The following is a 21002-nucleotide window of genomic DNA, read 5'->3' as shown; positions in this document are numbered from 1 at the left end:
GGGCGGGCCTATTCGCGGGCAAGCCCTGCTCCTACAGTTTTGTGGTCGTACACAAGATTCGGGTACGACTCGAAACTGTAGGAGCAGGGCTTGCCCGCGAAGACGGCGGAACAGGCACAGCAACATCAAAGGGTGACTCAGGCTCTCAGGACCGGCGATAACCCGCCCCAGCATGTTGCTGCGGCAAATGCGCCTCACCGTGAAACAGCTTTTCGCGCAATGTCCCACTGTCATAAGCGGTCTTGTACGAGCCGCGCCGCTGCAACTCCGGAATCACCAGCTCGATAAAATCCACATAGCTTTCCGGAGTGACAATGCGGGTCAGGTTGAAACCATCCAGCCCGGTTTCGGCGATCCACGATTCCAGCTCATCAGCCACCTGCCCGGGCGAGCCGACCACAGTGAAATAGCGCCCACCCAACGCGTGCTGCTCAAGCAACTTGCGCCGGGTCCAGTCGTTGTTCTGCAGGTTCCTGGTCGCCGACTGGATCGCGTTGCTCTTCACATACTGGATCGGCTCATCCAGCTCGTACTCGGAAAAATCGATCGCGGTGGACGCGGAAAAATGCGCCACCCCAGCCTCCGCGCTGGCATACCCCAGATACTCGGCATGCTTGGCCCAGGCCGCTTCCTCGGTCTCGCCGACGATCACGTTCAAGCCCATGAATACCTTGATGCCATCGGGATCACGCCCCGCCGCCACCGCACTGGCCCGCACCTTGTCCACCTGGACCTTGGTCGCGGCCTTGTTCTGCCCGCTGATAAACACGCACTCGGCATGTCGCCCGGCGAACTCCAGGCCACGCTCCGAACTGCCGGCCTGGAACAGCACCGGCGTACGCTGCGGTGACGGCTCACAAAGGTGATAGCCCTCCACCTGATAGAACTCGCCGGCGTGTTGCACCTTGTGCACTTTCTCCGGCTGGGCGTAGATCCGCCGGGTCGGATCATTGAGCACCGCGTCGTTTTCCCAGCTGCCTTCCCAGAGTTTGTAGAGCACCTCCAGGTACTCGTCGGCCTGGTCGTAGCGTCGGTCATGCTCGACCTGCTCCTTCAGGCCCATGGCCCGGGCGGCGCTATCGAGATAACCGGTGACGATATTCCAGCCGACCCGCCCACGGCTCAGATGATCGAGCGTCGACATACGTCGGGCGAACAGGTACGGCGCCTCGTAGGTGAGGTTCGCGGTCAGGCCGAAACCCAGGTTTTTCGTCACCGCCGCCATGGCCGAAACCAGCAGCAGCGGATCGTTGACCGGCAACTGGATCGACTCCCGCAGCGGCACCTCCACCGATCCCTGATAGACGTCGTAGACCCCGACGATATCGGCGATAAACAGACCGTCGAACAAACCGCGCTCCAGCAGCTGCGCCAGCTCGGTCCAGTACTCCAACGTCTTGTACTGGGTCGAGTTGTCCCGCGGATGGGTCCACAAGCCGTGGTTGATATGCCCGATGCAATTCATGTTGAAGGCGTTGAGCAGGATCTTTTTCTTCGCCATCAGATCGTCCCCCGCAGCGGTGGGTTTTGCGCATTGAGGTAGTAGTTGCCCACCGCGTGGTACTTCCAGCGCACCGGGTCGTGCAGGGTGTGCACCCGCGCATTGCGCCAGTGGCGATCCAGCCCGTGTTCGGCCAGGGTCGCCTGGCTGCCGGCCAGTTCGAACAGGCTGCTGCCGGCCGCCAGGGAGATTTCGGTGCTGATGGCCCGCGCTTCGGCAACGGCAATCGAAGCCGCCGCCACGGTTTCGGCGTTGGTCTCGGCCTGGGCCCGGTCGAGGTATTCACCGGCCCGCTCCAGCAAGGCCTCGGCGGCGTGCAGGCGAATGCTCAGGTGGCCGATGCTCTTGAGGATCAAGGGATCTTCAGTGGCCTTGTCGCTGCCGGCATCGATCCAGGGCCGCGTGCGGGTGCGGACAAAGTGCAAGGTGTCTTCATAGGCCGCGCGGGCAATACCGGTGTCGATGGCCGCATGGAGAATCTGCGCCAGCGGGCCGACCGGGGTCGGACGTTCGAATGCCGTCTGAAAAGGGATCACATCTTCGGCGGCGACATACACGTCCTCGAACACCACTGAACCGCTGCCGGTGGTGCGCTGGCCAAAGCCGCTCCAGTCGTCGATCACATTCAGGCCGGCGCTGTCACGGGGCACAAAGGCCAGTTGCTGGACACCCTGTTCATCCACCACCGAAGTCGGAATGCGCTGGGCATACAAGGCCCCCGTGGCGTAGAACTTGCGACCGTTGATGCGGTAACCGTCGCCGTCCCGGCGCAGGCTGGTGACACGGTCATGGGCGGTCTTGGTGCCCAGTTCGGCCAGGGCATTGCCAAAGCGCCGCCCCGCGAGCACCTCAGCATACAGGCGCTGTTTCTGTGCCTCGCTGCCGTTGACCCGCAGCACTTCCAGGGCATAGAAATGGTTCTGCGGAATCTGTCCCAGAGAGGCATCGGCCTCGGCGATCAGTTGCGTGACCTTGGCCAGGGTCACGTTGGACACGCCGGCACCGCCGTAGGCTTTCGGCACGCTGATGCCCCAGAGGCCGGAGCGGGAAAACACCTCCAGCTCGGCCAGCGGCAGGCGCCGTTCACGGTCGCGCAGAATGCTGTCGCGCTTGAAGTCTTCGGCCAGGTCGCTGGCCACGATCAGGGCTTGCTCGTCGCTGCTGATGACCGCGACGCGTTGGGAAAAAGTCATGTGCTTCTCCAGAGGTCTGGTCGTCAAATCCAGGAATGCCGGGCCGGCAAACTGCCGTTCAGGTGATAGGCGCCCACGGCGTGGTATTTCCAGCGCACCGGGTCGTGCAGGGTGTGCACCCGGGCGTTGCGCCAGTGTCGGTCGAGGTTGAATTCGGCCAGGGTGGCGCGGCTGCCGGCCAGCTCGAACAGTTTCTCGCTGGCCAGCAGGGCGATTTCGGTGGTGAGGACCTTGGCCTCGGCCACCGCAATCGAGGCACGCGCGGCAGAGGCCGCATCCACCGGCCTGGCGCCGACCTGATCGAGCACCTGCCCGGCCTTGCGCAACAGCGCCTCGGCGGCGTGCAGTTCGATTTTCAATTTGCCGATATCGGCAATCACGTAGAGGTCGTCACTGGCGCGCTCGACCTTGGCATCGACCCACGGCCGCGAACGCTCGCGGACAAAGGCGATGCTGTCATCGATGGCCCCACGGGCAATGCCCGCGTCGATGGCGGCCTGGATCAGTTGCGAGTAGGCGCCCTGGATATTCGGCACCTCGCCCTGGCGCCAGTTGTCGACGACGTCTTCCGCTTCCACCCGCACCTGATTCAGCAACACGGTGCCGCTGGCGGTGGTGCGCTGGCCGAAGCCCGACCAGTCGTCGACGATGCGCAAGCCCGGGGTGCCGCGCCGCACGAAGGCCATGACCTGCCGCCCTTCGTCGTTGATCGCCTTGACCGCCACCCAGTGGGCAAACAGGGCGCCGGTGGAATAGAACTTCTGGCCGCTGATGACAAAACCGTCACCGTCGGCGGTGATCCGGGTCTTGAGTTCCAGGGTGTTTTTCGTGCCGCGTTCCGGCCCGGCATTGCCGATGCGCCAGCCTTCCAGCACGCTCAGGAACAGCTGCTTTTTCTGGCGCTCGGTGGCGGTGCCTTGCAGCAACTGGAGAATGCCGAACTGGTTCTGCGGGATCTGCCCGAGCGCCGGGTCGGCGGCGGAAATGATCGCGAAGACCTCGGCCACGGTCACGAATGAAACCTGCGGGCCGCCGTACTCGCGGGGAATGGTGATGCTGCCCAGGCCGCTGCGGGTGAACTGCTCGATCTCGGCCCAGGGCAGCTTGCGCTGACGGTCGCGGCGCGCGGCCTGCAAACGGGCAGCCTCGGCCAGCTCACGGGCGGCCTGCAGGGCTTCGGCGTCGTTGCGCAGCACCCGGGCCGGGAGCAACAACGGGGCAATATCCAGGTCGCTCCGGACCTGTGCTTCATGCAAATTAGACATCAACGCCACTCCGTGGCGTGCGCAATGCCCTGGCGATCCGCACAAGGGTGATTGTGTTCCTGACCATACCGTCCTCATCTCTCTTTGGAGGCGTCGCGAAAGCGCGACGCCAGCGAAATCAAACAAGTCCGGTGGTCCGGTGCATATACCCTAAGCGCGTATAAAAATTAAATAAACTAACTTTGGGGAATATACATAGAAGGTCAGCTTCTCAGCCTCGGCAGGGTTGGGCGAGTTTGGGGAAAACCGGGCGCGGGGCCCTGATGTAATGCCGGGCGCTGCCCACCCGGAGCCGCCGCGCCGGCGCCCAACGGGAGTTGTTGCCGACCCGGTCGATCACGCAGTAGGTGAGGTCCAGGCCACTGTCTTCACCGGCTTCCTGGATCACCGCCGGCGGCACGAAGACCCTGACCGGCTTGCCGACGTCCTCGCCGGCGAGCTTGGGCAGGTCGAGGCGCACATCGCCCCAGAGCAGGGTGATTTCGTCCTCGGCGGCCATGTTCAGATACGGCGCCAGGGTCAGCGGCACGCCTCGGCGCATCTGACTGGGGTTGACCCCGTAGCGCTGGATCGGCGCGGGAATGATCAGCGGCGCCAAGCCCTGGTTTTCCTCACCGAAGGGCTGGCCACCCGGGCAAGCGAGCTTGACCGGCACCTCGAGCCGACGCGAACAGGTGCCGGCGCTGCCCACCCGCAGCACCCGATAGTGAACCCGCGCCAGCCCGTCCAGGACGAAGCTTTCCGGCACCCGCAAACTCAGCGACTGGCCCACGTCATCGGCCGACACCTGCCGCGCCGTCACATAACAATCGTCCCAGAACAACTCGATCAGGTCGCCCTCATCCATGCCGACATAGGGCCGGATGACAATCGACAACTGCGCGGCGGCCAACAGGCCAATACCACGTCCATGGGCCTGGGGGACGACAGGCGGAGCCAGCCGCAGGGTTTCCTGAAAATGAGTCATGCAAAAATCCTTTTTGTAGGGTAACGAAAAGTCCAACGTGCAGGCGCAGGCCTGGGCCGCATAAACAACCGTTGTCCTTGAACCTTAATAGGCGTCCTTACCGTCGAACATTCTGGAAGGCGCACGCGCAGTCCGGCGAACAGTTGGCCGAAAGGTGCATACAGTCCTGATAACGTCGTGCAGGTTGTGAAGTGCAGCTAAGAGTTTTGCCGGGAAGGTGTCAAGCCATTAAGCCGTCAGGGCGGGGATCGCTCGGGAATTCGGACACTTCCTACTTTCGCAGTCGTTCGTGTGAAAGAAGAAGCCGGGGAAAGGCGGTAGTAAACAATTATTGCCGGATAGGCGGGAAAGCAACTTTTCGAAACCGTCGTACTCATTCCCTGAGTACGCCTTATTCAGTCAAGAAGTGTCCTACGTATTACCGAGAAACTTGCTGAGAAACTGCCGGGTGCGTTCTTCCTTGGGATTGGCAAACAGCGCCTTGGCTTCACCCTGTTCGACGATCACGCCCTTGTCGAAAAAGATCACCCGATTGGCCACATCCCGGGCAAAGCTCATTTCGTGGGTGACGATGACCATGGTGCGTTTTTCTTCGGCCAGGCCACGAATGGTTGCCAGCACTTCACCCACCAGTTCCGGATCAAGGGCCGAAGTCGGCTCGTCGAACAGGATCACCTGCGGCTCCATCGCCAGCGCCCGGGCAATGGCCACCCGTTGTTGCTGACCACCGGAAAGCCTGCGCGGATAGGCGTCTTCCTTGCCCGCCAGACCAACCTTGGCCAGCAGCTTGCGGCCCAGGACGAGGGCCTGGTCGCGCGGCATCTTCTTGACCACCAGCGGGCCTTCGACAACGTTCTCCAGCGCCGTGCGGTGGGGAAACAGGTTGAAGTTCTGGAACACGAAGCCGACCTGCTGGCGCAGCTTGCGCACCAGGCCCAACTGCTGGTTCAACGGACGACTGCCATCGATTTCGATGTCGCCGACCTTGATCCGGCCGCTGGTGGGTTCCTCGAGGAAGTTCAGGCAACGCAGGAAGGTGGTCTTGCCGGAACCGCTGGGGCCGATGATAGCGATCACCTCACCGGCCTCGACCGTCAGGTCGATACCGTTGAGCACGGTCTGCCCCTTGAATTGCTTGGTCAGTTTTTCAACCACAATCATGCTGTCAAGACTCCTGGTCATGCCGATTGACCCGCTCTTCCAGACGGTTCTGCAAGTGCGCGAGCAGGCTGGCAAGGACCCAGTAGATCAGGGCGGCGGCAAGATACATGGTGAAAATTTCAAAGGTCCGGGCGGTAATCAGCTGGGCCTGGCGGAACAGTTCCGGCACCTGGATGGTCGCGGCCAATGCCGTGTCCTTGACCAGGGAAATGAAACTGTTGCCCAACGGCGGCAAAGCCGTGCGCGCGGCTTGCGGCAGGATCGCCCGGCGCAGGGTCTGCGCCCGCGACATGCCGATGCTCGCCGCCGCTTCCCACTGGCCGCGCTCGATGGAGCTGATGGCGGCCCGCAGGATTTCACAGGCGTAGGCCGCCATGTTCAGCGAGAAACCGATCAACGCGGCGGGCAGCGGATCCAGCTCGATGCCCATCTGCGGCAGTCCGTAATAGATCACGAACAGCTGGACCAGCAGGGGTGTGCCGCGAAAGAACGACACATAGACCCTGGCGATCCAGCTCACCGTCTTGAAGCGCGACAGGCGCATCAAGGCCAGGCCGAAACCCAGCAGCAAACCGAAGAACATTCCACCCAGGCTGAGGATGACCGTGTAGTACGCGCCCTGGAGCAGAAAGGGCGCGGAGTCCAACGCAAGCTGAAAAGCTGCTTCCATTATTGAGTGACGTCAGCGTTGAAGTATTTTTCCGACAGCTTTTTCAAGGTGCCATCAGCGCGCAGTTCGTCGATGGCCTTGTTTACCGCGGCCAGCAACTCGGGTTCGCCTTTACGCAGGGCGATACCGGCTTCCTGACGGGAGAACGGCTCACCGGAAACGGCCAGGGTGCCGTTGGTTTTATTGATCAGTTCAAAGGCTGCCAGACGGTCCACCAGAATCGCGTCGATACGGCCTACGCGCAGGTCCTGGTACTTGGTCGGATCATCGTCGTAGGTCTTGATGACGGCTTTCGGCACATTGTCCTTGAGCCACTGTTCATAGTTGGTGCCCAGGCCGACACCGACCTTGTGGCCCGCCAGATCCTGGGCGGTCTTGAACTTGTCGGCGTCCTTCTTCTGCACCAGGGCCTGGATACCGGAAACGGTATAAGGCTCGGAGAAGTCATACTTCTTCTTGCGCTCTTCGGAGATGGTCACCTGGTTGATCACAGCGTCCAGGCGCTTGGACTCCAGGGCGGCGAGAATCCCGTCCCACTTGGTCGGTTGCAGCTTGACCTTCACCCCCAGTTTTTTCGCCAGGGCTTCGGAGAACTCGACCTCGAAACCGGCCAGCTTGCCGTCGGCACCGATAAAGCTGAACGGCGGGTAGGTGCCTTCCAGGCCGACGTTGATAACGCCGTCTTTCTTGATTTTGTCCAGTTGCTCACCGGCAAAGGCCTGGCCGAGCAGTCCGGCACCGAGTACCAATCCCAGGCTGCCGACCAGCAGACGCTTGCGAAATGCGGAAATATTCATGACGAGCCCCGTGTGTTTTCTTATGGGAAGGAACGCGAAACTGACGCTCTGGAGAGCAGCGTCAATCCTGCCTTAAAGCGGCGCCGGCGTCTCGCGCCAAATCGCCTGCGCCGCGACTATAGCGAGCGCTTAATATTCTATAAAATAATAAAAAACTATTTGTATATTCTATTTTATTACCCATTGGTCCCCAATTGATGCCGGGCTGCCCGCCTCTTGTAGGAGCCTGGCTTGCCAGCGATGAGGCCGATCAGGCGATGCAAGGCTCACGGGCCTCTTCGCGGGCAAGCCCTGCTCCTACAGTCTTCTGTCGTTCACCTATTTTGTGCTCGACGCAAAGCTGTAGGAGCAGGGCTTGCCCGCGAAGCTTTTAGCGGTCTCGCGGACCTCATCGCCGGCAAGCCGGACTCCTACAGAGGCCGTACTCGCCTCACGCTCAGGATCGGGTTACAGCATAGCGTTGTAGGCGAACAATGCTGGCGCCCCGCCGGTGTGCAGGAAGATGATCGGACCGTCCTCGAAGCGCTGGCGGCCGATGCCGTCGAGCAGCCCGGCCATGGCCTTGCCGGTGTAGACCGGGTCGAGCAGGATGCCTTCCTGGCTGGCCAGCAGCTTGACCGCCGCCAGGGTCCCGGCGTTCGGCTCGCCATAACGGGGAGCGAAATACTCGTCCCACAACTCGACCTTGAAACTGGCCGGCAGCGGTACACCGAGCAACTCGGCCGTACGTTCAGCCAAGCCCTGCACCTTCGGCCGCTGCGCCTCGTCGCTACGGGACACCGTCACGCCGACCACCGGCAACCCCGGCAGCGCTTCGCTCAAGGCCAGGCCCAGGCCGCTGTGGGTCCCGGCACTGCCGGAGGCCAGCACCACCGCGGCAAATTCCAGTCCGCTGTCTTCGATCTGCGCCGCCAGCTCGAAGCCGGCCCGCACATAACCCAGCGCGCCCAATGCATTGGAGCCACCGATCGGCACCAGATACGGCTTCTTGCCGTTGCTGCGCAGGCGCTCGGCCAGGGCCTGCAACTGCTCGTCGGCATTGTCCAGGTTGTCCACCAGCTCGACCCGGGCGTCGAACAGGTCGAGCAACAGGCGGTTGCCGTTGCCCAGGTAGTTGGCGTCCCTGGTGCCGATGGGGTTTTCCAACAAGGCCACGCAGCCCAACCCGAGGCGGGCCGCCAGGGCCGCGGTCTGGCGCACATGGTTGGACTGGATGGCGCCGGCGGTGATCAGCGTGTCGGCGCCGACCGCGAGGGCATCGGCCCCCAGGTATTCCAGCTTGCGCAGCTTGTTGCCGCCCAGGGCCAGGGGCGTCAGGTCATCGCGCTTGATGTAGATATCGCGGCCCACCCACGCCGACAGGCGTTCGAGCTTTTCCAGGGGAGTGGCCTGGGCCAAAAGTTCCAGGCGGTTAAAACGGGCAAGCTGTTGTTTGATCATGGGTCCGAGCTGGCTGTAGGAGATGCCTGGACTATAGGCAGCGGCTTTTCCCCAGGCAACTGTCATTCGCTTATGTCGGAAAGTTCTGAGGAAAGCACCATTCGTTCTTAATTACCGTTTGTGTCGGTGCCGTAAAGTGGAAGTCATTAAGGCGACCCGATGGGCCGGTCGTCCCGTCGGAGATTTGATCGTGAGCGAGCGTTCCAGCCATTGGCAACTACAGACCATCGTCGGCCAGTTGCGTAGCGCCCGGGATGAGTGGCGCAGCCGTAATGGCCGGGTCAGCGATGAACAGGGCGGCCGCGAGCTGCCGTCGCGCCAGGCCATGGTCGAGATTCTCGAATCGCTCTGCGGCGCGCTGTTTCCCATGCGCCTGGGGCCGGTGGACCTGCGTGAGGAAAGCGAGGACTTCTACGTCGGCCATACCCTCGATGCCGCCCTCAATGCCTTGCTGGCCCAGGCCCGCCTGGAGTTGCGTTACGTGGCGCGACATGGCGGCGAGTCGGACGCCGAGGTCCAGAGCAAAGCCGTACAACTGATCCAGGACTTCGCCATGGCCCTGCCGGAGCTGCGCCGGTTGCTCGACACCGATGTCCTCGCGGCCTACCACGGCGACCCGGCGGCGCGCAGCGTCGACGAAGTGTTGCTGTGCTACCCGGGGATTCTCGCGGTGATCCACCATCGCCTGGCCCATCACCTGTACCGCGCCGGATTGCCGTTGCTGGCGCGGATCAGCTCGGAGATTGCCCACTCGGCCACCGGCATCGACATTCATCCCGGGGCGCAGATCGGCGGCAGTTTCTTTATCGACCATGGGACGGGCGTGGTGATCGGCGAAACCGCGATCATCGGCGAACGGGTGCGCATCTACCAGGCGGTGACCCTGGGTGCCAAGCGCTTCCCGGCGGACGAGGATGGGCAGTTGCAGAAGGGCCATCCGCGTCACCCGATTGTCGAGGACGACGTGGTGATCTATGCCGGGGCGACCATCCTCGGGCGGATCACCATCGGCCGCGGCGCCACCATCGGCGGCAATGTCTGGCTGACCCGCAGCGTGCCGGCGGGCTGCAACCTGACCCAGGCGAATCTGCAGCAGCATGAGGAAGGGACGCAGCGCTGAGTCCAGGCACAACTTTATCGCCTGTCAGGCCGCCTTCGCTGGCAAGCCAAGCTCCTACAGGTTTTGCGTCGTACCTAGATTTCGCGTACGACAACAAACCTGTAGGAGCTTGGCTTGCCAGCGAAGAGGCCCGAACGATTTCCTCATAACAAGCGTCATACATCCCGCCTAAAGCCCACGTAAGAAAAGCACCACCGAGCCCTGCGATTAGTCCTGAACGCCCTATCCGTGTTTAACTTGACCGTTCGTTCAAGTTAAACCGGCGGTTCGCTGCCCGCTCACAACAGGAGGCTTGCCTTTGCTGAGTCCGAGATGTCCAGCCACGTTTCATATCATTGAGGTGCCCGTTTCATGAGCACTTCCCCACTCCCCACCAGCGGCCTGATCCGCATGAACCCGCCGGTGTTCTACTTCGCCGCGAGCTTTATCCTGCTGTTCGGCCTGGTGGTCATGGCCCTGCCCGAAGCGGCCGGCCAATGGCTGCTGGCGGCGCAGAACTGGGCGGCCAATACGGTCGGCTGGTACTACATGCTGGCGATGACCCTGTACCTGGTCTTCGTGGTGGTCACCGCCTTGTCCGGCTACGGCAAGATCAAGCTCGGTGCCGACCACGACGAACCCGAGTTCAGTTATCTGTCCTGGGCCGGCATGCTGTTCGCCGCCGGGATCAGCATCACGCTGTTCTTCTTCTGCGTCTCCGAACCCCTGACCCACCTGCTGCAACCGCCCCAGGGCGAGGCCGGGACCCAGGCCGCCGCGCGCCAGGCCATGCAGATCCTGTTTCTGCACTGGGGCCTGCACGGCTGGGGCGTGTTCGCCTTCGTCGGCATGGCCCTGGCCTATTTCGCCTACCGGCATAACCTGCCGCTGGCCCTGCGCTCGGCGCTCTACCCGCTGATCGGCAAACGCATCAACGGGCCCATCGGTTATGCCGTGGATGGCTTCGGCATTATCGCCACGGTGTTCGGCCTCGGCGCCGACATGGGCTTTGGCGTGTTGCACCTGAACTCGGGCCTGGACTACCTGTTCCACGTGCCCCATACCCAGTGGATCCAGGTCGGGCTGATCACCCTGATGATGGGCGCGGCCATCGCCGTCGCGGTCGCCGGTGTCGACAAGGGCGTGCGGGTGATGTCCGACATCAACATGCTGCTGGCCTGCGCGCTGCTGCTGTTCGTGCTGTTCGCCGGGCCCACCCAGCACCTGCTCAACACCCTGATCCAGAACGTCGGCGACTACCTCGGGGCCCTGCCGACCAAGAGTTTCGATCTCTACGCCTATGACAAACCGAGTGACTGGCTGGGTGGCTGGACGGTGTTCTACTGGGCCTGGTGGATTGCCTGGTCGCCGTTCGTGGGCCTGTTTATCGCGCGGATTTCCCGCGGTCGGACCATTCGCGAGTTCGTCTTCGGCGTGCTGCTGATTCCGCTGGGTTTCACCCTGGCGTGGATGTCGATCTTCGGCAACAGCGCCATCGACCAGGTGCTCAACCACGGCATGAGCGCCCTCGGCCAGTCGGCCATCGACGACCCGTCGCGGACCCTGTACCTGCTACTGGAAACCTATCCCTGGAGCAGGACCGTGATTGCGATCACGGTGTTTATCAGTTTCGTGTTCTTCGTCACCTCGGCCGACTCCGGCACCGTGGTGCTCTCGACCTTGTCCGCCCGTGGCGGCAGCGCCGACGAAGACGGGCCGAAATGGCTGCGGGTGTTCTGGGGCGCGATGACCGCGCTGATCACCAGTGCGCTGCTGTTCTCCGGCAGCATCGATGCGCTGAAGTCGGCGGTGGTGCTGACCTCGCTGCCGTTCTCGTTGATCCTGCTGTTGATGATGTGGGGATTGCACAAGGCGTTCTACCTGGAGTCGCAGAAGCAGATCGCCCAATTGCACTCCCTCGCGCCGCTATCCAGCTCACGACGCAGCGGCTGGCGCCAGCGCCTGAGCCAGGCGGTGCACTTTCCGTCGCGGGACGAGGTGTATCGCTTCCTCGACCAGACGGTGCGTCCGGCCATCGAGGAAGTCAGTGCGGTTTTTGTCGAGAAGGGCCTGAACGTGGTCACGCAGCCGGACCCGGCGAATGACAGCGTCAGCCTGGAAATCGGCCATGACGACCAGCATCCGTTCATCTACCAGGTGCAGATGCGCGGCTACTTCACGCCGTCCTTCGCCCGTGGCGGCATGGGCCCCAAGGAACTGCGCAACCGCCGCTACTACCGCGCCGAAGTGCACCTGCGCGAAGGCAGCCAGGACTATGACCTGATGGGCTACAGCAAGGAGCAGATCATCAACGACATCCTCGACCAGTACGAACGGCATATGCAGTTCCTGCATCTGGTCCGTTGAAGCCTGGGATCAGGTCTGGTCCAGCACCATGAACAAGGCCATGGCGATGGCCGGCAGGCCGAACACCGCCAGCCCGATCATCAACTCCGAAAGGAGGCTCTGGTGGGCGGTGATCACGCCGATGGCGCCGTTGACGATGGTCGCCAGCAGCCACATACCGAGAAAGCCGGCGCCGAGGATCTGCCGGCTGATGCCCAGGCGCTGACCGAAGAACAGCGTGCAGCCGAGCAGGATCAGGCCGATGGCGAGGATGATGGCGGTGTGCATGGGTTGGCCTCCGGGAGCTGTGTTGCCTGTGATTCCGCCTTCGCGGCGGTGCGGCGTCCCGACAAGCTCCGCTCCCACAGGTCCCCTGTCGTACGCCAAGTTTGGACACGACTCGGAACCCGTGGGAGCGGAGCTTGCCCGCGAAAGCCATTTTGAACGCCGCACATGACTTAATTCAGACGCTCATCCCTTACTAAACACTGTAGATCGAAACCCGCCCTCTCACTGGCCACTGACCCATAACAAATCCCCTACCCCGATCGGCCATGGCATTGACCACCTCGGCGACATCCGCATCCGCCGGCTCCAGCACCACAAGGCCTTGCAGTGCCTGATGCACCACTCCTACGTAGGGCCCCTCGGTGTATTCAAGCGCACGCGCCTGACCGCCCGCGAACCGGGTGATCATTCAGAAGGTGATGTGCTGATCAGACCAGGCCACCATTGGCCCGCAGGATCTGGCCGTTGACCCAGGCGGCAGCCGGGCTGACCAGGAAGGACACCACGCTGGCGATATCTTCCGGCTGACCGAGACGCTCCAGCGGTGGCATCTTGGCGAAGGTCTGGATCTGCTCTTCGCTCTTGCCGTGGAGGAACAGTTCAGTCGCCACCGGACCCGGGGCCACCGCGTTGACGGTGATCTGGCGGCCGCGCAGCTCCTTGGAGAAAACGTGGGTCAAGGACTCCACCGCCGCCTTGCTGGCGATATACACCGCGTAACCCGGCAGGTTCAGGCCCACGGTGCTGCTGGAGAAGTTGACGATACGACCGCCGTCATTCATCCGCGTCGCGGCCTCGCGCAGGGTGTTGAAGGTGCCACGGGTGTTGATGGCGAAGGTCTGCTCGAACAGCTCGTCGCTGTGCTGGGCCAACGGCAAGACCTTGAGAATCCCGGCGTTGTTGACCAGCACATCGACCTTGCCCAGTTGCTGCTCGGTCTCATCGAACAGGCGGGCAACGTCGGCGGAGCTGGCGACATCGGCCTTGATCGCGATGGCCTGGTGGCCGGCCTGGCGCAGTTCCACCACCAGTGCCGAAGCCTCGTTGGCGCTATTGGCGTAGTTGATGGCGACGGCAAAACCTTCCGAAGCGAGCTGACGGGCGATAACCGCGCCGATGCCGCGTGAAGCGCCGGTAACGATGGCCACTTTCCGAGTCTGGGTAGTCATGTCGAATCTCCTGGGGCGTGGGTTGGGTGTGGCGCCAATTTCACATGTTTACCCAGGGTGATAAATACTCGATAGTTGGCTTTACTATTCAATAATCGCCAACAATCAATCGCAACGGAGCGCCCATGGACCAGGTCAAGGCCATGAAGGCTTTTGTACGGATCTACGAGCGCAGCAGCTTCACCCTGGCCGCCGAAGACCTGAACCTGCCCCGCGCGACCCTGACCCACACCCTGAATCAGTTCGAGGCCTGGCTCGGCACCCGGCTGTTGGAGCGTAGTACCCGACGCGTGCGCCCGACCCTGGATGGCGAGGCTTATTACCGCCGTTGCGTGCAGTTGCTGGCGGAGCTGGAAGAAGCCGAACTGGCCTTCCGTTCGGTGGCGCCCAAGGGGCGTTTGCGGGTGGATTTGCAGGGGACGCTGGCCAGGTACTTCGTGGTCCCGGCGCTGCCGGCGTTTCTCGAGCGCTACCCGGATATCGAGATCTCGATGAGCGAGGCCAGCCACTTTATCGACCTGATCGCCGAGGGCGTGGACTGCGTGCTGCGTTCGGGCAATCTCGGCGACTCCTCGCTGGTCGGCCGGCGCGTTGCCAACCTGCGCCAGGTGACCTGCGCCAGCCCGGCCTACCTGCGCAAATACGGTGAACCGCAAAGTCTCTCGGACCTGAGCCAACACCAGGGCGTGAACTATGTTTCCAGGGTCACCGGCAAACTCTTCCCGTTCGAGTTCACCGAAGCCGGCGAGCTACGGGAAGTGCCCCTGGCGGGCCGGGTGTCGGTGTTCGGCGCCGAGATCTATGCCGCTTCGGCCGTCTCTGGACTGGGACTGATCCAGGTGCCGCATTACCGGGTGGCGGAGCAGATCGGCCAGGGCTTGCTCAAGGAAGTCCTGCCGAACCATCCGCCGCCGCCCATGCCGGTGTCGGTGCTCTACCCGCAGAACCGGCATATGTCGCCACGGGTGCGGGTATTCGTCGACTGGATCAGCGAGGTTTTCGCCAAGGCCGTTTGAAGTCAGGCACTTTCCCGCTCGATCAACTGGCAGGTCAGCAGGTTCAAGCGTTGCACCTCGTCCACCGGCAACACCCCGAGGCTCTCCAACACTCGGGTCGCCGCCAGCACGCCAATCTCCAGGGCCGGCGGTTTGATGGTGCTCAGGCTCGGCAGGAGCATTTCGGCAAACGGATAGTCGCCGAAGCCCAGTACCGCGCAGTCCTCGGGGATCGTCAACCCCGCCCGCTGCCCGGCCAGCAGGCCACCGGCGGCCAGGTTGTCATTGGCGAAGATGATCGCATCCGGTTTCGACGCGCCACTCATCAGCGCCTGCATCGCCTGCTTGCCGGCCTCGAACGGTGCGAGGTCAGCATCCGGGGCAAACACCCAGGGCTCCAGCCCCAGCTCCCGAACGGTCGCTGCATAACCGTCTCGACGCTCCAGGGCGCTGAAGTCCCCCGGGGCGCTGTTCTGCACAAAGGCGATCCGTCGATAACCCTTGCCATGCAGGTAACGCGCAGCGGTCACGCCGACCTCATGGTGGGAAAAACCGATCTGCATCGGTTCGCGCTGCGGCTGGTAATCCCAGGTCTCGATCACCGGGATATCCGCCTCGGCGAGCATTTTTTCCGTGCCCGCACTATGGAAATGACTGGTCAGTACCAGGGCCGCCGGTGACCAGCCGAGAAAGGCGCGGACCGCACTCTCCTCCTGCTCCGCCGAGAAGTAGCTCGACGCCAGCAGCAACTGATAGCCATGCCGACTGAGGGTGTCACTGAAACCCTGAATGGTATTGGCGAAAATCGGCCCGGAGATATTCGGGATCACCATCGCCACGATCCGCCCCCGCGCCGAGGCCAGGCCGCCGGCCACCAGATTCGGTACATAACCGAGGGCCGCGACCACCGCCGCGATCCGCTCACGACGCTCGGGCGAGACCTGCTCCGGGTTGTTGAAATACCGCGACACGGTGATCGCCGAGACCCCGGCCTCCTGGGCCACCGTGCTCAGGGTGACGCGTCCGGCGCCCCGACGTTTGCGGCCTGGCGATTTTTCAGCAGTCAAAGTGCGGCCCGTCTAAAAAAACCAAAAGGAATATAAAAGTAATTTTTCAGTATTGGACGGTCTATGTCGACCTTTCCGATACTGGTGATGTTAGCGCTAACAAAGTGCTTTGTCTGCTACTCGCTCGAGCGAATGCCCCAAGACAAATTTCAGGCGCCGTCGACGCAGAGCGACAGCAGTTCAGGGCCATTTTTCGAGCGGGCAACACATGCACAACACACTTGGGGTTCAACGCACACTGGCGCAGTCGATTCGCGCCACCACACCACGTCGTCCACACCTGGGCTGGCTGCTCGCCGGGCTCGCCGCCCTGCCGTCATCCGCGGTGTTTGCCGCCGACACCGGCAGCGACCAGGAGCCGACACTGAAGCCCGTCACCGTCACCGCCACGCGGCGCGAGGAATCGTTGCAGAAAGTCCCGGTGGCGGTCTCGGTGGTCGAGGGCGAACAGCTGGAGCGCGACAGTCGCAACGGCGTCGCCAGCATCGTCCAGCAAGTGCCGACGCTGAACTTCCGCACCGGCGCCTCGAACAAGGACACCTCGCTGTTCATCCGTGGCGTGGGCACCATTTCCACCTCGCCGGGGGTCGAGCCCACCGTGGCCACAGTGATCGACGGCGTGGTCTACAGCCGTCCAGGCCAAGCCACCCTCGACCTGCTCGACCTCGACCGCATCGAAGTGCTGCGCGGCCCGCAAGGCACGCTGTTCGGCAAGAATGCCTCGGCCGGCGTGCTGAACATCGTCACCAAGGCCCCGACCGCCGAGACCCACGGCTATATCGACCAGTCGTACTACAGCGGCAACGAAAGCCGTACCCGTTTCGGCATCGGCGGCAGCCTGATCCCCGAGACCCTGAAAGGCTCGCTGACCACCCTGTTCGGCAGCTATGACGGCAACGTCGAGAACAAGGCCAACGGCCAGGAAGTCAACGGCTACAACCACAAGGGCGTACGCGGCAAGCTGGAGTTCACCCCCAACGAGGACGTGAAATTCACCTTCGCCGCCGACTACATGGAGTCCCACGACAACGCGCCCAACGGCGTGGTCAGCAAGTCCCAGACCCCGGCCTTCGCCAATGCGTTGAACCCGGTCCGGGCCTCCAGCGACAACCGCGATATCAACACCGATACCCGCACCGAGGTCGACGATATCAACAAGGGCCTGTCCGGCCAGCTGGACTGGAACCTGGGCGACTACACCCTGACCTCGATCACCGCCTGGCGCGGCTGGAGCAACCACCAGAGCCAGGACGCCGATCGCCTGAGCACCATCACGGCCGCCTTCCCCGGCACCGCCGACCAGGGCGCGCTGGACTTCAACCAGTACTCCCAGGAACTGCGCCTGGCCTCGCCCAAGGGCCAATTCCTGGAATACGTCGGCGGCCTGTTCTACCTGCATGGCAAGGACGAAGAAACCTATCAACGCACCCTGACCGCGCCCGGCAGCGTCAATCGCGGCGTCGCCCACTACGGCACCACCAGCGACAGCTACTCGGCGTTCGGCGAAACCACCCTCAACTTCACTTCGGCATTTCGCGGCATCGCCGGCCTGCGCTGGACCCACGACGACCTGTCCTACGACCATCGTCGGGTCTCCACCTCCGCCACCACCGTCAGCGGCATCCAGCCCGCCACCAGCAGCAGCGGTTCGGTGGCCGAAGACGGTTGGTCCGGGCGTCTCGGCGTGCAGTACGACCTGAGCGATGCGGTGACCACCTACCTGACCTATTCGCGCGGCTACAAAGGCCCGGCCTACAACGTGTTCTTCAATATGCAGCCACGGGACACCGACGCGCTGAAACCGGAAACCTCCAACACCTGGGAAGCCGGGATCAAGGCCACCAGCTGGAACAATCGCCTGACCACCAACCTGGCGGTGTTCCACAGCGACTACAGCAACTACCAGGCGAACTTCTTCGACACCGTCGCCGGGCAAGTGGTGACGCGCCTGATCAACGCCGGCAGCGTCAGCACCGAAGGCGTGGAAGCCGATTACGCCTTGCAGGCCACCCGTAACCTCAAGTTCTCCGGTGCACTGGCCTACACCAAGGCGCGGATCGACGAATTCTCCTGCCCGCCGGGGGCGGCGGCCAGCTGCAACGTCAACGGCAAGCCGCTGCCGTTCAGCCCGGACTGGAAGAGCTACGTGCGCGCCGACTACAGCATCCCCCTGGACAACGGCCTGGATGTCGAACTGGGTACCGACTTCAGTTGGCAGAGCCAGGTGCAGTACGACATCAGCCAGAACCCCGACACCGTGCAAGGCGCCTATGGGATCTGGAACGCGAGCATTGCCCTGGCCGATTACAGCCAGGGCTGGCGGGTCGCTCTGCTGGGGAAAAACCTCGCCGACAAATCCTATTCACCCTTGCTGGCCAGCGGCGGCAACTACATCTACCGCGCCGTGCCACGGGATGACCAGCGCTACTTCGGCATCCAGTTGCGCAAGGATTTTTGAGCCGTTGCGTGCACCAACCCTCAATAGATCGCCAAGGACTCTGTCATGACCCACACCCCGCGCCAGCTGAAACTCGGCGCCTTCCTGATGGCCACCGGGCACCACGTCGCAGCCTGGCGCCACCCGGATGTGCCGGCCAATGCCGGGCTGGATTTCGCCCACTACAAACACCTGGCCCGCGTCGCCGAGGCGGCGAAATTCGATGCCCTGTTCGTCGCTGACAGCGTCGCCGCGCCCAGCGCTGAAATCGCCAGCCGCATGGCCCGCTCGGAACACTTCGAACCGCTGACCTTGCTGTCGGCGTTAAGCGCGGTGACCGATCACATAGGCCTGATCGCCACCGCCACCACCAGCTACAACGAGCCGTACCATGTGGCCCGCAAGTTCGCTTCGCTGGATCATCTGTCCGGCGGGCGCGCCGGCTGGAACCTGGTGACCTCGGACAACGCCGCCGAGGCCCTGAACTTCGGGCGCGCCGAACATATCGGCCACGCCGAACGCTACAGCCGGGCGCGGGAATTTCACCAGGTGGTCACAGGGCTGTGGGACAGCTGGGAAGACGACGCCTTTACCCGCGACAAATCCAGCGGCCAGTACTACGACCCGGCCCGGTTGCATGTGTTGAATCACAGCGGCGAACACTTCAAGGTCAAGGGCCCGCTGAACGTCGCCCGCTCGCCCCAGGGCCAGCCGGTGATCGTCCAGGCCGGCGCCTCGGAGCTCGGCCGTGATCTGGCGGCGCAAACCGCCGAAGTGGTGTTCACCGCGCAGACGTCGTTGAGCAAGGCCCAGGCGTTTTATGCCGATCTCAAAGGCCGCCTGGCAAAGTTCGGACGTTCGACCGACTCACTGAAAATCATGCCGGGGGTCTTTGTCGTGGTCGGCCAGAGCGAGGCCGAGGCCCAGGAAAAATATGAATCGTTTCAGCAATGGGTCGAACCCGAAGTTGGCGTCGCGCTACTTGGGCGTATGCTGGGCAACTTCGATCTGTCTGGATACCCGCTGGACGGGCCACTGCCGGAGCTGCCGTTGACCGACAGCGGCCAGCAAAGCCGTCAGCAACTGTTGACCGAACTGGCCGGCGCGGAAAACCTGACGCTGGCGCAACTGGGACGGCGCATCGCTGGCGGACGTGGGCACTACAGCCTGATCGGCACGCCGACGCAGATTGCCGACGAGCTGCAGGCCTGGTTCGAACACGGGGCGGCGGACGGCTTCAACGTGCTGGTGCCGCATCTGCCGGGCGGGCTGGAAGACTTTGCCGCTGGCGTCGTTCCGGAACTGCAACGCCGCGGGCTGTTCAGAACAGAGTACCAAGGCAAGACGCTGCGCGAGCACCTGGGGCTGGCGCGGCCGGCCAACCGATTTTTATAGCGACAACTTGTATTGACTGCCAAACGAGAGAGGATTCGATGACTTACCAAGCTGCCGAAAACCGCTACGACTCCATTCCCTACCGCCGCGTCGGACGCAGCGGGCTGGTGCTGCCGGCGCTGTCCCTGGGACTGTGGCACAACTTCGGCGACAGCACGCCGATCGACACCCAGCGCGCCCTGTTGCGCACCGCCTTCGACCTGGGCATCAACCACTTCGACCTGGCGAACAACTACGGCCCGCCCTACGGCAGCGCCGAGATCAACTTCGGCCGCCTGCTGCGCGAAGACTTCAAGCAGTACCGCGACGAGCTGATCATCTCCAGCAAAGCTGGCTGGGACATGTGGCCCGGCCCTTACGGCCAGGGTGGCGGCTCGCGCAAATACGTACTCGCCAGCCTCGACCAGAGCCTGCAACGCCTGGGCCTGGACTATGTGGATATCTTCTATTCGCACCGCTTCGACCCGGACACCCCGCTGGAAGAAACCGCCAGCGCACTGGCTACCGCCGTGCAGCAGGGCAAGGCGCTGTATATCGGCATCTCGTCGTATTCCGGGGTGAAAACCCGCGAGATCGCCGCGCTGCTGAAAGAATGGAAAGTCCCGCTGCTGATTCACCAACCGGCCTATAACCTGCTCAATCGCTGGGTGGAAAAGGACCTGCTGGACACCGTCGACGAGCTGGGTACAGGGGTGATTGCCTTTACCCCATTGGCGCAAGGTCTGCTGACCGATAAATACCTCAATGGCGTGCCGAAGGATGCGCGGGTCAACCGTCCGGGCGGTGGTTCGTTGCAGGCCTCGCACTTGTCCGAGGCGAATATCGCCCACGTGCGGGCGTTGAACGAGATCGCCCAGCGTCGTGGTCAGAGCCTGGCGCAATTGGCCTTGGCCTGGACCTTGCGCGATCCACGGGTGACCTCGGCCCTGATCGGCGCCAGCCGGCCGGAGCAGATCATCGAGAACGTCGGTGCGCTGAAGAACCTGAGTTTCACCCAGGAAGAACTGGCGGAGATCGATCGCTTTGCCCAGGAAGGCGGGATCAATTTGTGGGAGAAGCCGTCGACGGCGGAGTGATCACTGGCCCCTTCGCGGGCAAGCTCCGCTCCCACAATGTTCGAGTCGTACTCAAATCTTGAGTACGGCGCAAAACCTGTGGGAGCCGGCTTGCTGGCGATGGCGTCCGGTCAGGCGATGCAAGGCTCACTGGCCT

General features: G+C 63.0%; 17 protein-coding genes. 6 read left to right on the top strand and 11 right to left on the bottom strand.

Going from position 1 to position 21002, the window contains the following annotated elements; genetic code table 11:
- Positions 1-145: 145 nt before the first annotated feature.
- The 8 genes from M5C71_RS29445 to M5C71_RS29410 form a co-directional block, all read right to left on the bottom strand.
- Complete coding sequence (locus tag M5C71_RS29445; protein ID WP_177104339.1) at positions 146-1501, bottom strand: LLM class flavin-dependent oxidoreductase; 1356 nt, start codon at positions 1499-1501, stop codon at positions 146-148.
- Positions 1501-2694: an SfnB family sulfur acquisition oxidoreductase gene (locus M5C71_RS29440; protein ID WP_248769378.1), complete on the bottom strand. Its 1194-nt coding sequence runs from the start codon at positions 2692-2694 to the stop codon at positions 1501-1503. Before M5C71_RS29440 ends, M5C71_RS29445 begins: the two co-directional genes overlap by 1 nt.
- A 23-nt stretch (positions 2695-2717) precedes the next feature.
- Entirely contained in the window at positions 2718-3959 is a 1242-nt protein-coding gene (locus M5C71_RS29435; protein ID WP_248769377.1) for an SfnB family sulfur acquisition oxidoreductase, read from the bottom strand.
- Positions 3960-4170: 211 nt separating this feature from the next.
- Positions 4171-4926, bottom strand: coding sequence for a hypothetical protein (locus M5C71_RS29430; RefSeq protein WP_248769376.1), 756 nt, complete (start codon positions 4924-4926; stop codon positions 4171-4173).
- A 411-nt stretch (positions 4927-5337) separates the two neighbouring features.
- Positions 5338-6087, bottom strand: a complete 750-nt coding sequence (gene tcyN, locus M5C71_RS29425; protein ID WP_248769375.1) for an L-cystine ABC transporter ATP-binding protein TcyN — start codon at positions 6085-6087, stop codon at positions 5338-5340.
- Positions 6088-6091: 4 nt separating this feature from the next.
- Positions 6092-6757 carry a cystine ABC transporter permease gene (tcyL, locus tag M5C71_RS29420; protein WP_103498504.1) on the bottom strand — a complete coding sequence of 222 codons (666 nt, stop codon included), beginning with the start codon at positions 6755-6757 and terminating at the stop codon, positions 6092-6094.
- Entirely contained in the window at positions 6757-7554 is a 798-nt protein-coding gene (gene tcyJ / locus M5C71_RS29415) for a cystine ABC transporter substrate-binding protein (RefSeq protein WP_103498503.1), read from the bottom strand. Before tcyJ ends, tcyL begins: the two co-directional genes overlap by 1 nt.
- A 447-nt stretch (positions 7555-8001) precedes the next feature.
- Positions 8002-8994: a D-cysteine desulfhydrase gene (locus tag M5C71_RS29410; protein WP_103499055.1), complete on the bottom strand. Its 993-nt coding sequence runs from the start codon at positions 8992-8994 to the stop codon at positions 8002-8004.
- 190 nt (positions 8995-9184) lie between these two features.
- Here M5C71_RS29410 and epsC point away from each other — a divergent pair, with 190 nt between their 5' ends.
- Both epsC and betT read left to right on the top strand, forming a co-directional pair.
- Positions 9185-10114, top strand: coding sequence for a serine O-acetyltransferase EpsC (epsC, locus tag M5C71_RS29405; RefSeq protein WP_103499054.1), 930 nt, complete (start codon positions 9185-9187; stop codon positions 10112-10114).
- 390 nt (positions 10115-10504) lie between these two features.
- Entirely contained in the window at positions 10505-12460 is a 1956-nt protein-coding gene (gene betT, locus M5C71_RS29400) for a choline transporter BetT (protein ID WP_178129987.1), read from the top strand.
- Between the two features lie 9 nt (positions 12461-12469).
- Here the strand turns inward: betT and M5C71_RS29395 are convergent, their stop codons facing one another.
- Positions 12470-12727, bottom strand: a complete 258-nt coding sequence (locus M5C71_RS29395) for a hypothetical protein (protein WP_103499052.1) — start codon at positions 12725-12727, stop codon at positions 12470-12472.
- Between the two features lie 428 nt (positions 12728-13155).
- Complete coding sequence (locus tag M5C71_RS29390; protein ID WP_248769374.1) at positions 13156-13896, bottom strand: SDR family oxidoreductase; 741 nt, start codon at positions 13894-13896, stop codon at positions 13156-13158.
- Between the two features lie 125 nt (positions 13897-14021).
- Between M5C71_RS29390 and M5C71_RS29385 the strand changes: the two genes are divergently transcribed.
- Positions 14022-14912: a LysR family transcriptional regulator gene (locus M5C71_RS29385; RefSeq protein ID WP_103499050.1), complete on the top strand. Its 891-nt coding sequence runs from the start codon at positions 14022-14024 to the stop codon at positions 14910-14912.
- Positions 14913-14914: 2 nt separating this feature from the next.
- Here M5C71_RS29385 and M5C71_RS29380 read toward each other — a convergent pair whose 3' ends face one another.
- Positions 14915-15958, bottom strand: a complete 1044-nt coding sequence (locus M5C71_RS29380; protein WP_248769373.1) for a LacI family DNA-binding transcriptional regulator — start codon at positions 15956-15958, stop codon at positions 14915-14917.
- 208 nt (positions 15959-16166) lie between these two features.
- On the opposite strand from M5C71_RS29380, the gene M5C71_RS29375 reads away from it, so the two are divergent.
- The 3 genes from M5C71_RS29375 to mgrA are packed head-to-tail and all read left to right on the top strand — an operon-like array spanning position 16167 to position 20866.
- On the top strand, positions 16167-18416 hold the full coding sequence (locus M5C71_RS29375; RefSeq protein ID WP_248769372.1) for a TonB-dependent receptor: 2250 nt from the start codon (positions 16167-16169) through the stop codon (positions 18414-18416).
- A gap of 45 nt (positions 18417-18461) precedes the next feature.
- The gene (locus M5C71_RS29370) at positions 18462-19790 is read left to right on the top strand and encodes an LLM class flavin-dependent oxidoreductase (protein ID WP_103499047.1); all 1329 of its coding nucleotides are present in this window, start codon (positions 18462-18464) and stop codon (positions 19788-19790) included.
- A 38-nt stretch (positions 19791-19828) separates the two neighbouring features.
- Positions 19829-20866, top strand: coding sequence for an L-glyceraldehyde 3-phosphate reductase (mgrA, locus tag M5C71_RS29365; RefSeq protein ID WP_152741700.1), 1038 nt, complete (start codon positions 19829-19831; stop codon positions 20864-20866).
- The last annotated feature ends 136 nt before the right edge of the window (positions 20867-21002 follow it).

It is taken from the genome of Pseudomonas sp. MWU12-2345 (genome assembly GCF_023242385.1).
GTDB lineage: Bacteria > Pseudomonadota > Gammaproteobacteria > Pseudomonadales > Pseudomonadaceae > Aquipseudomonas > Aquipseudomonas gingeri_D.
This window is presented reverse-complemented; position numbering and strand designations above follow the sequence as displayed.

What these genes read in the sequence shown, in the direction of transcription:
- M5C71_RS29445 (WP_177104339.1), bottom strand. Translation starts at nt 1,501, where the DNA reads ATGGCGAAGAAAAAGATCCTGCTCAACGCCTTCAACATGAATTGCATC.
- M5C71_RS29440 (WP_248769378.1), bottom strand. Translation starts at nt 2,694, where the DNA reads ATGACTTTTTCCCAACGCGTCGCGGTCATCAGCAGCGACGAGCAAGCC.
- M5C71_RS29435 (WP_248769377.1), bottom strand. Translation starts at nt 3,959, where the DNA reads ATGTCTAATTTGCATGAAGCACAGGTCCGGAGCGACCTGGATATTGCC.
- M5C71_RS29430 (WP_248769376.1), bottom strand. Translation starts at nt 4,926, where the DNA reads ATGACTCATTTTCAGGAAACCCTGCGGCTGGCTCCGCCTGTCGTCCCC.
- tcyN (WP_248769375.1), bottom strand. Translation starts at nt 6,087, where the DNA reads ATGATTGTGGTTGAAAAACTGACCAAGCAATTCAAGGGGCAGACCGTG.
- tcyL (WP_103498504.1), bottom strand. Translation starts at nt 6,757, where the DNA reads ATGGAAGCAGCTTTTCAGCTTGCGTTGGACTCCGCGCCCTTTCTGCTC.
- tcyJ (WP_103498503.1), bottom strand. Translation starts at nt 7,554, where the DNA reads ATGAATATTTCCGCATTTCGCAAGCGTCTGCTGGTCGGCAGCCTGGGA.
- M5C71_RS29410 (WP_103499055.1), bottom strand. Translation starts at nt 8,994, where the DNA reads ATGATCAAACAACAGCTTGCCCGTTTTAACCGCCTGGAACTTTTGGCC.
- betT (WP_178129987.1), top strand. Translation starts at nt 10,505, where the DNA reads ATGAACCCGCCGGTGTTCTACTTCGCCGCGAGCTTTATCCTGCTGTTC.
- M5C71_RS29395 (WP_103499052.1), bottom strand. Translation starts at nt 12,727, where the DNA reads ATGCACACCGCCATCATCCTCGCCATCGGCCTGATCCTGCTCGGCTGC.
- M5C71_RS29390 (WP_248769374.1), bottom strand. Translation starts at nt 13,896, where the DNA reads ATGACTACCCAGACTCGGAAAGTGGCCATCGTTACCGGCGCTTCACGC.
- M5C71_RS29385 (WP_103499050.1), top strand. Translation starts at nt 14,022, where the DNA reads ATGGACCAGGTCAAGGCCATGAAGGCTTTTGTACGGATCTACGAGCGC.
- M5C71_RS29375 (WP_248769372.1), top strand. Translation starts at nt 16,167, where the DNA reads ATGCACAACACACTTGGGGTTCAACGCACACTGGCGCAGTCGATTCGC.
- M5C71_RS29370 (WP_103499047.1), top strand. Translation starts at nt 18,462, where the DNA reads ATGACCCACACCCCGCGCCAGCTGAAACTCGGCGCCTTCCTGATGGCC.
- mgrA (WP_152741700.1), top strand. Translation starts at nt 19,829, where the DNA reads ATGACTTACCAAGCTGCCGAAAACCGCTACGACTCCATTCCCTACCGC.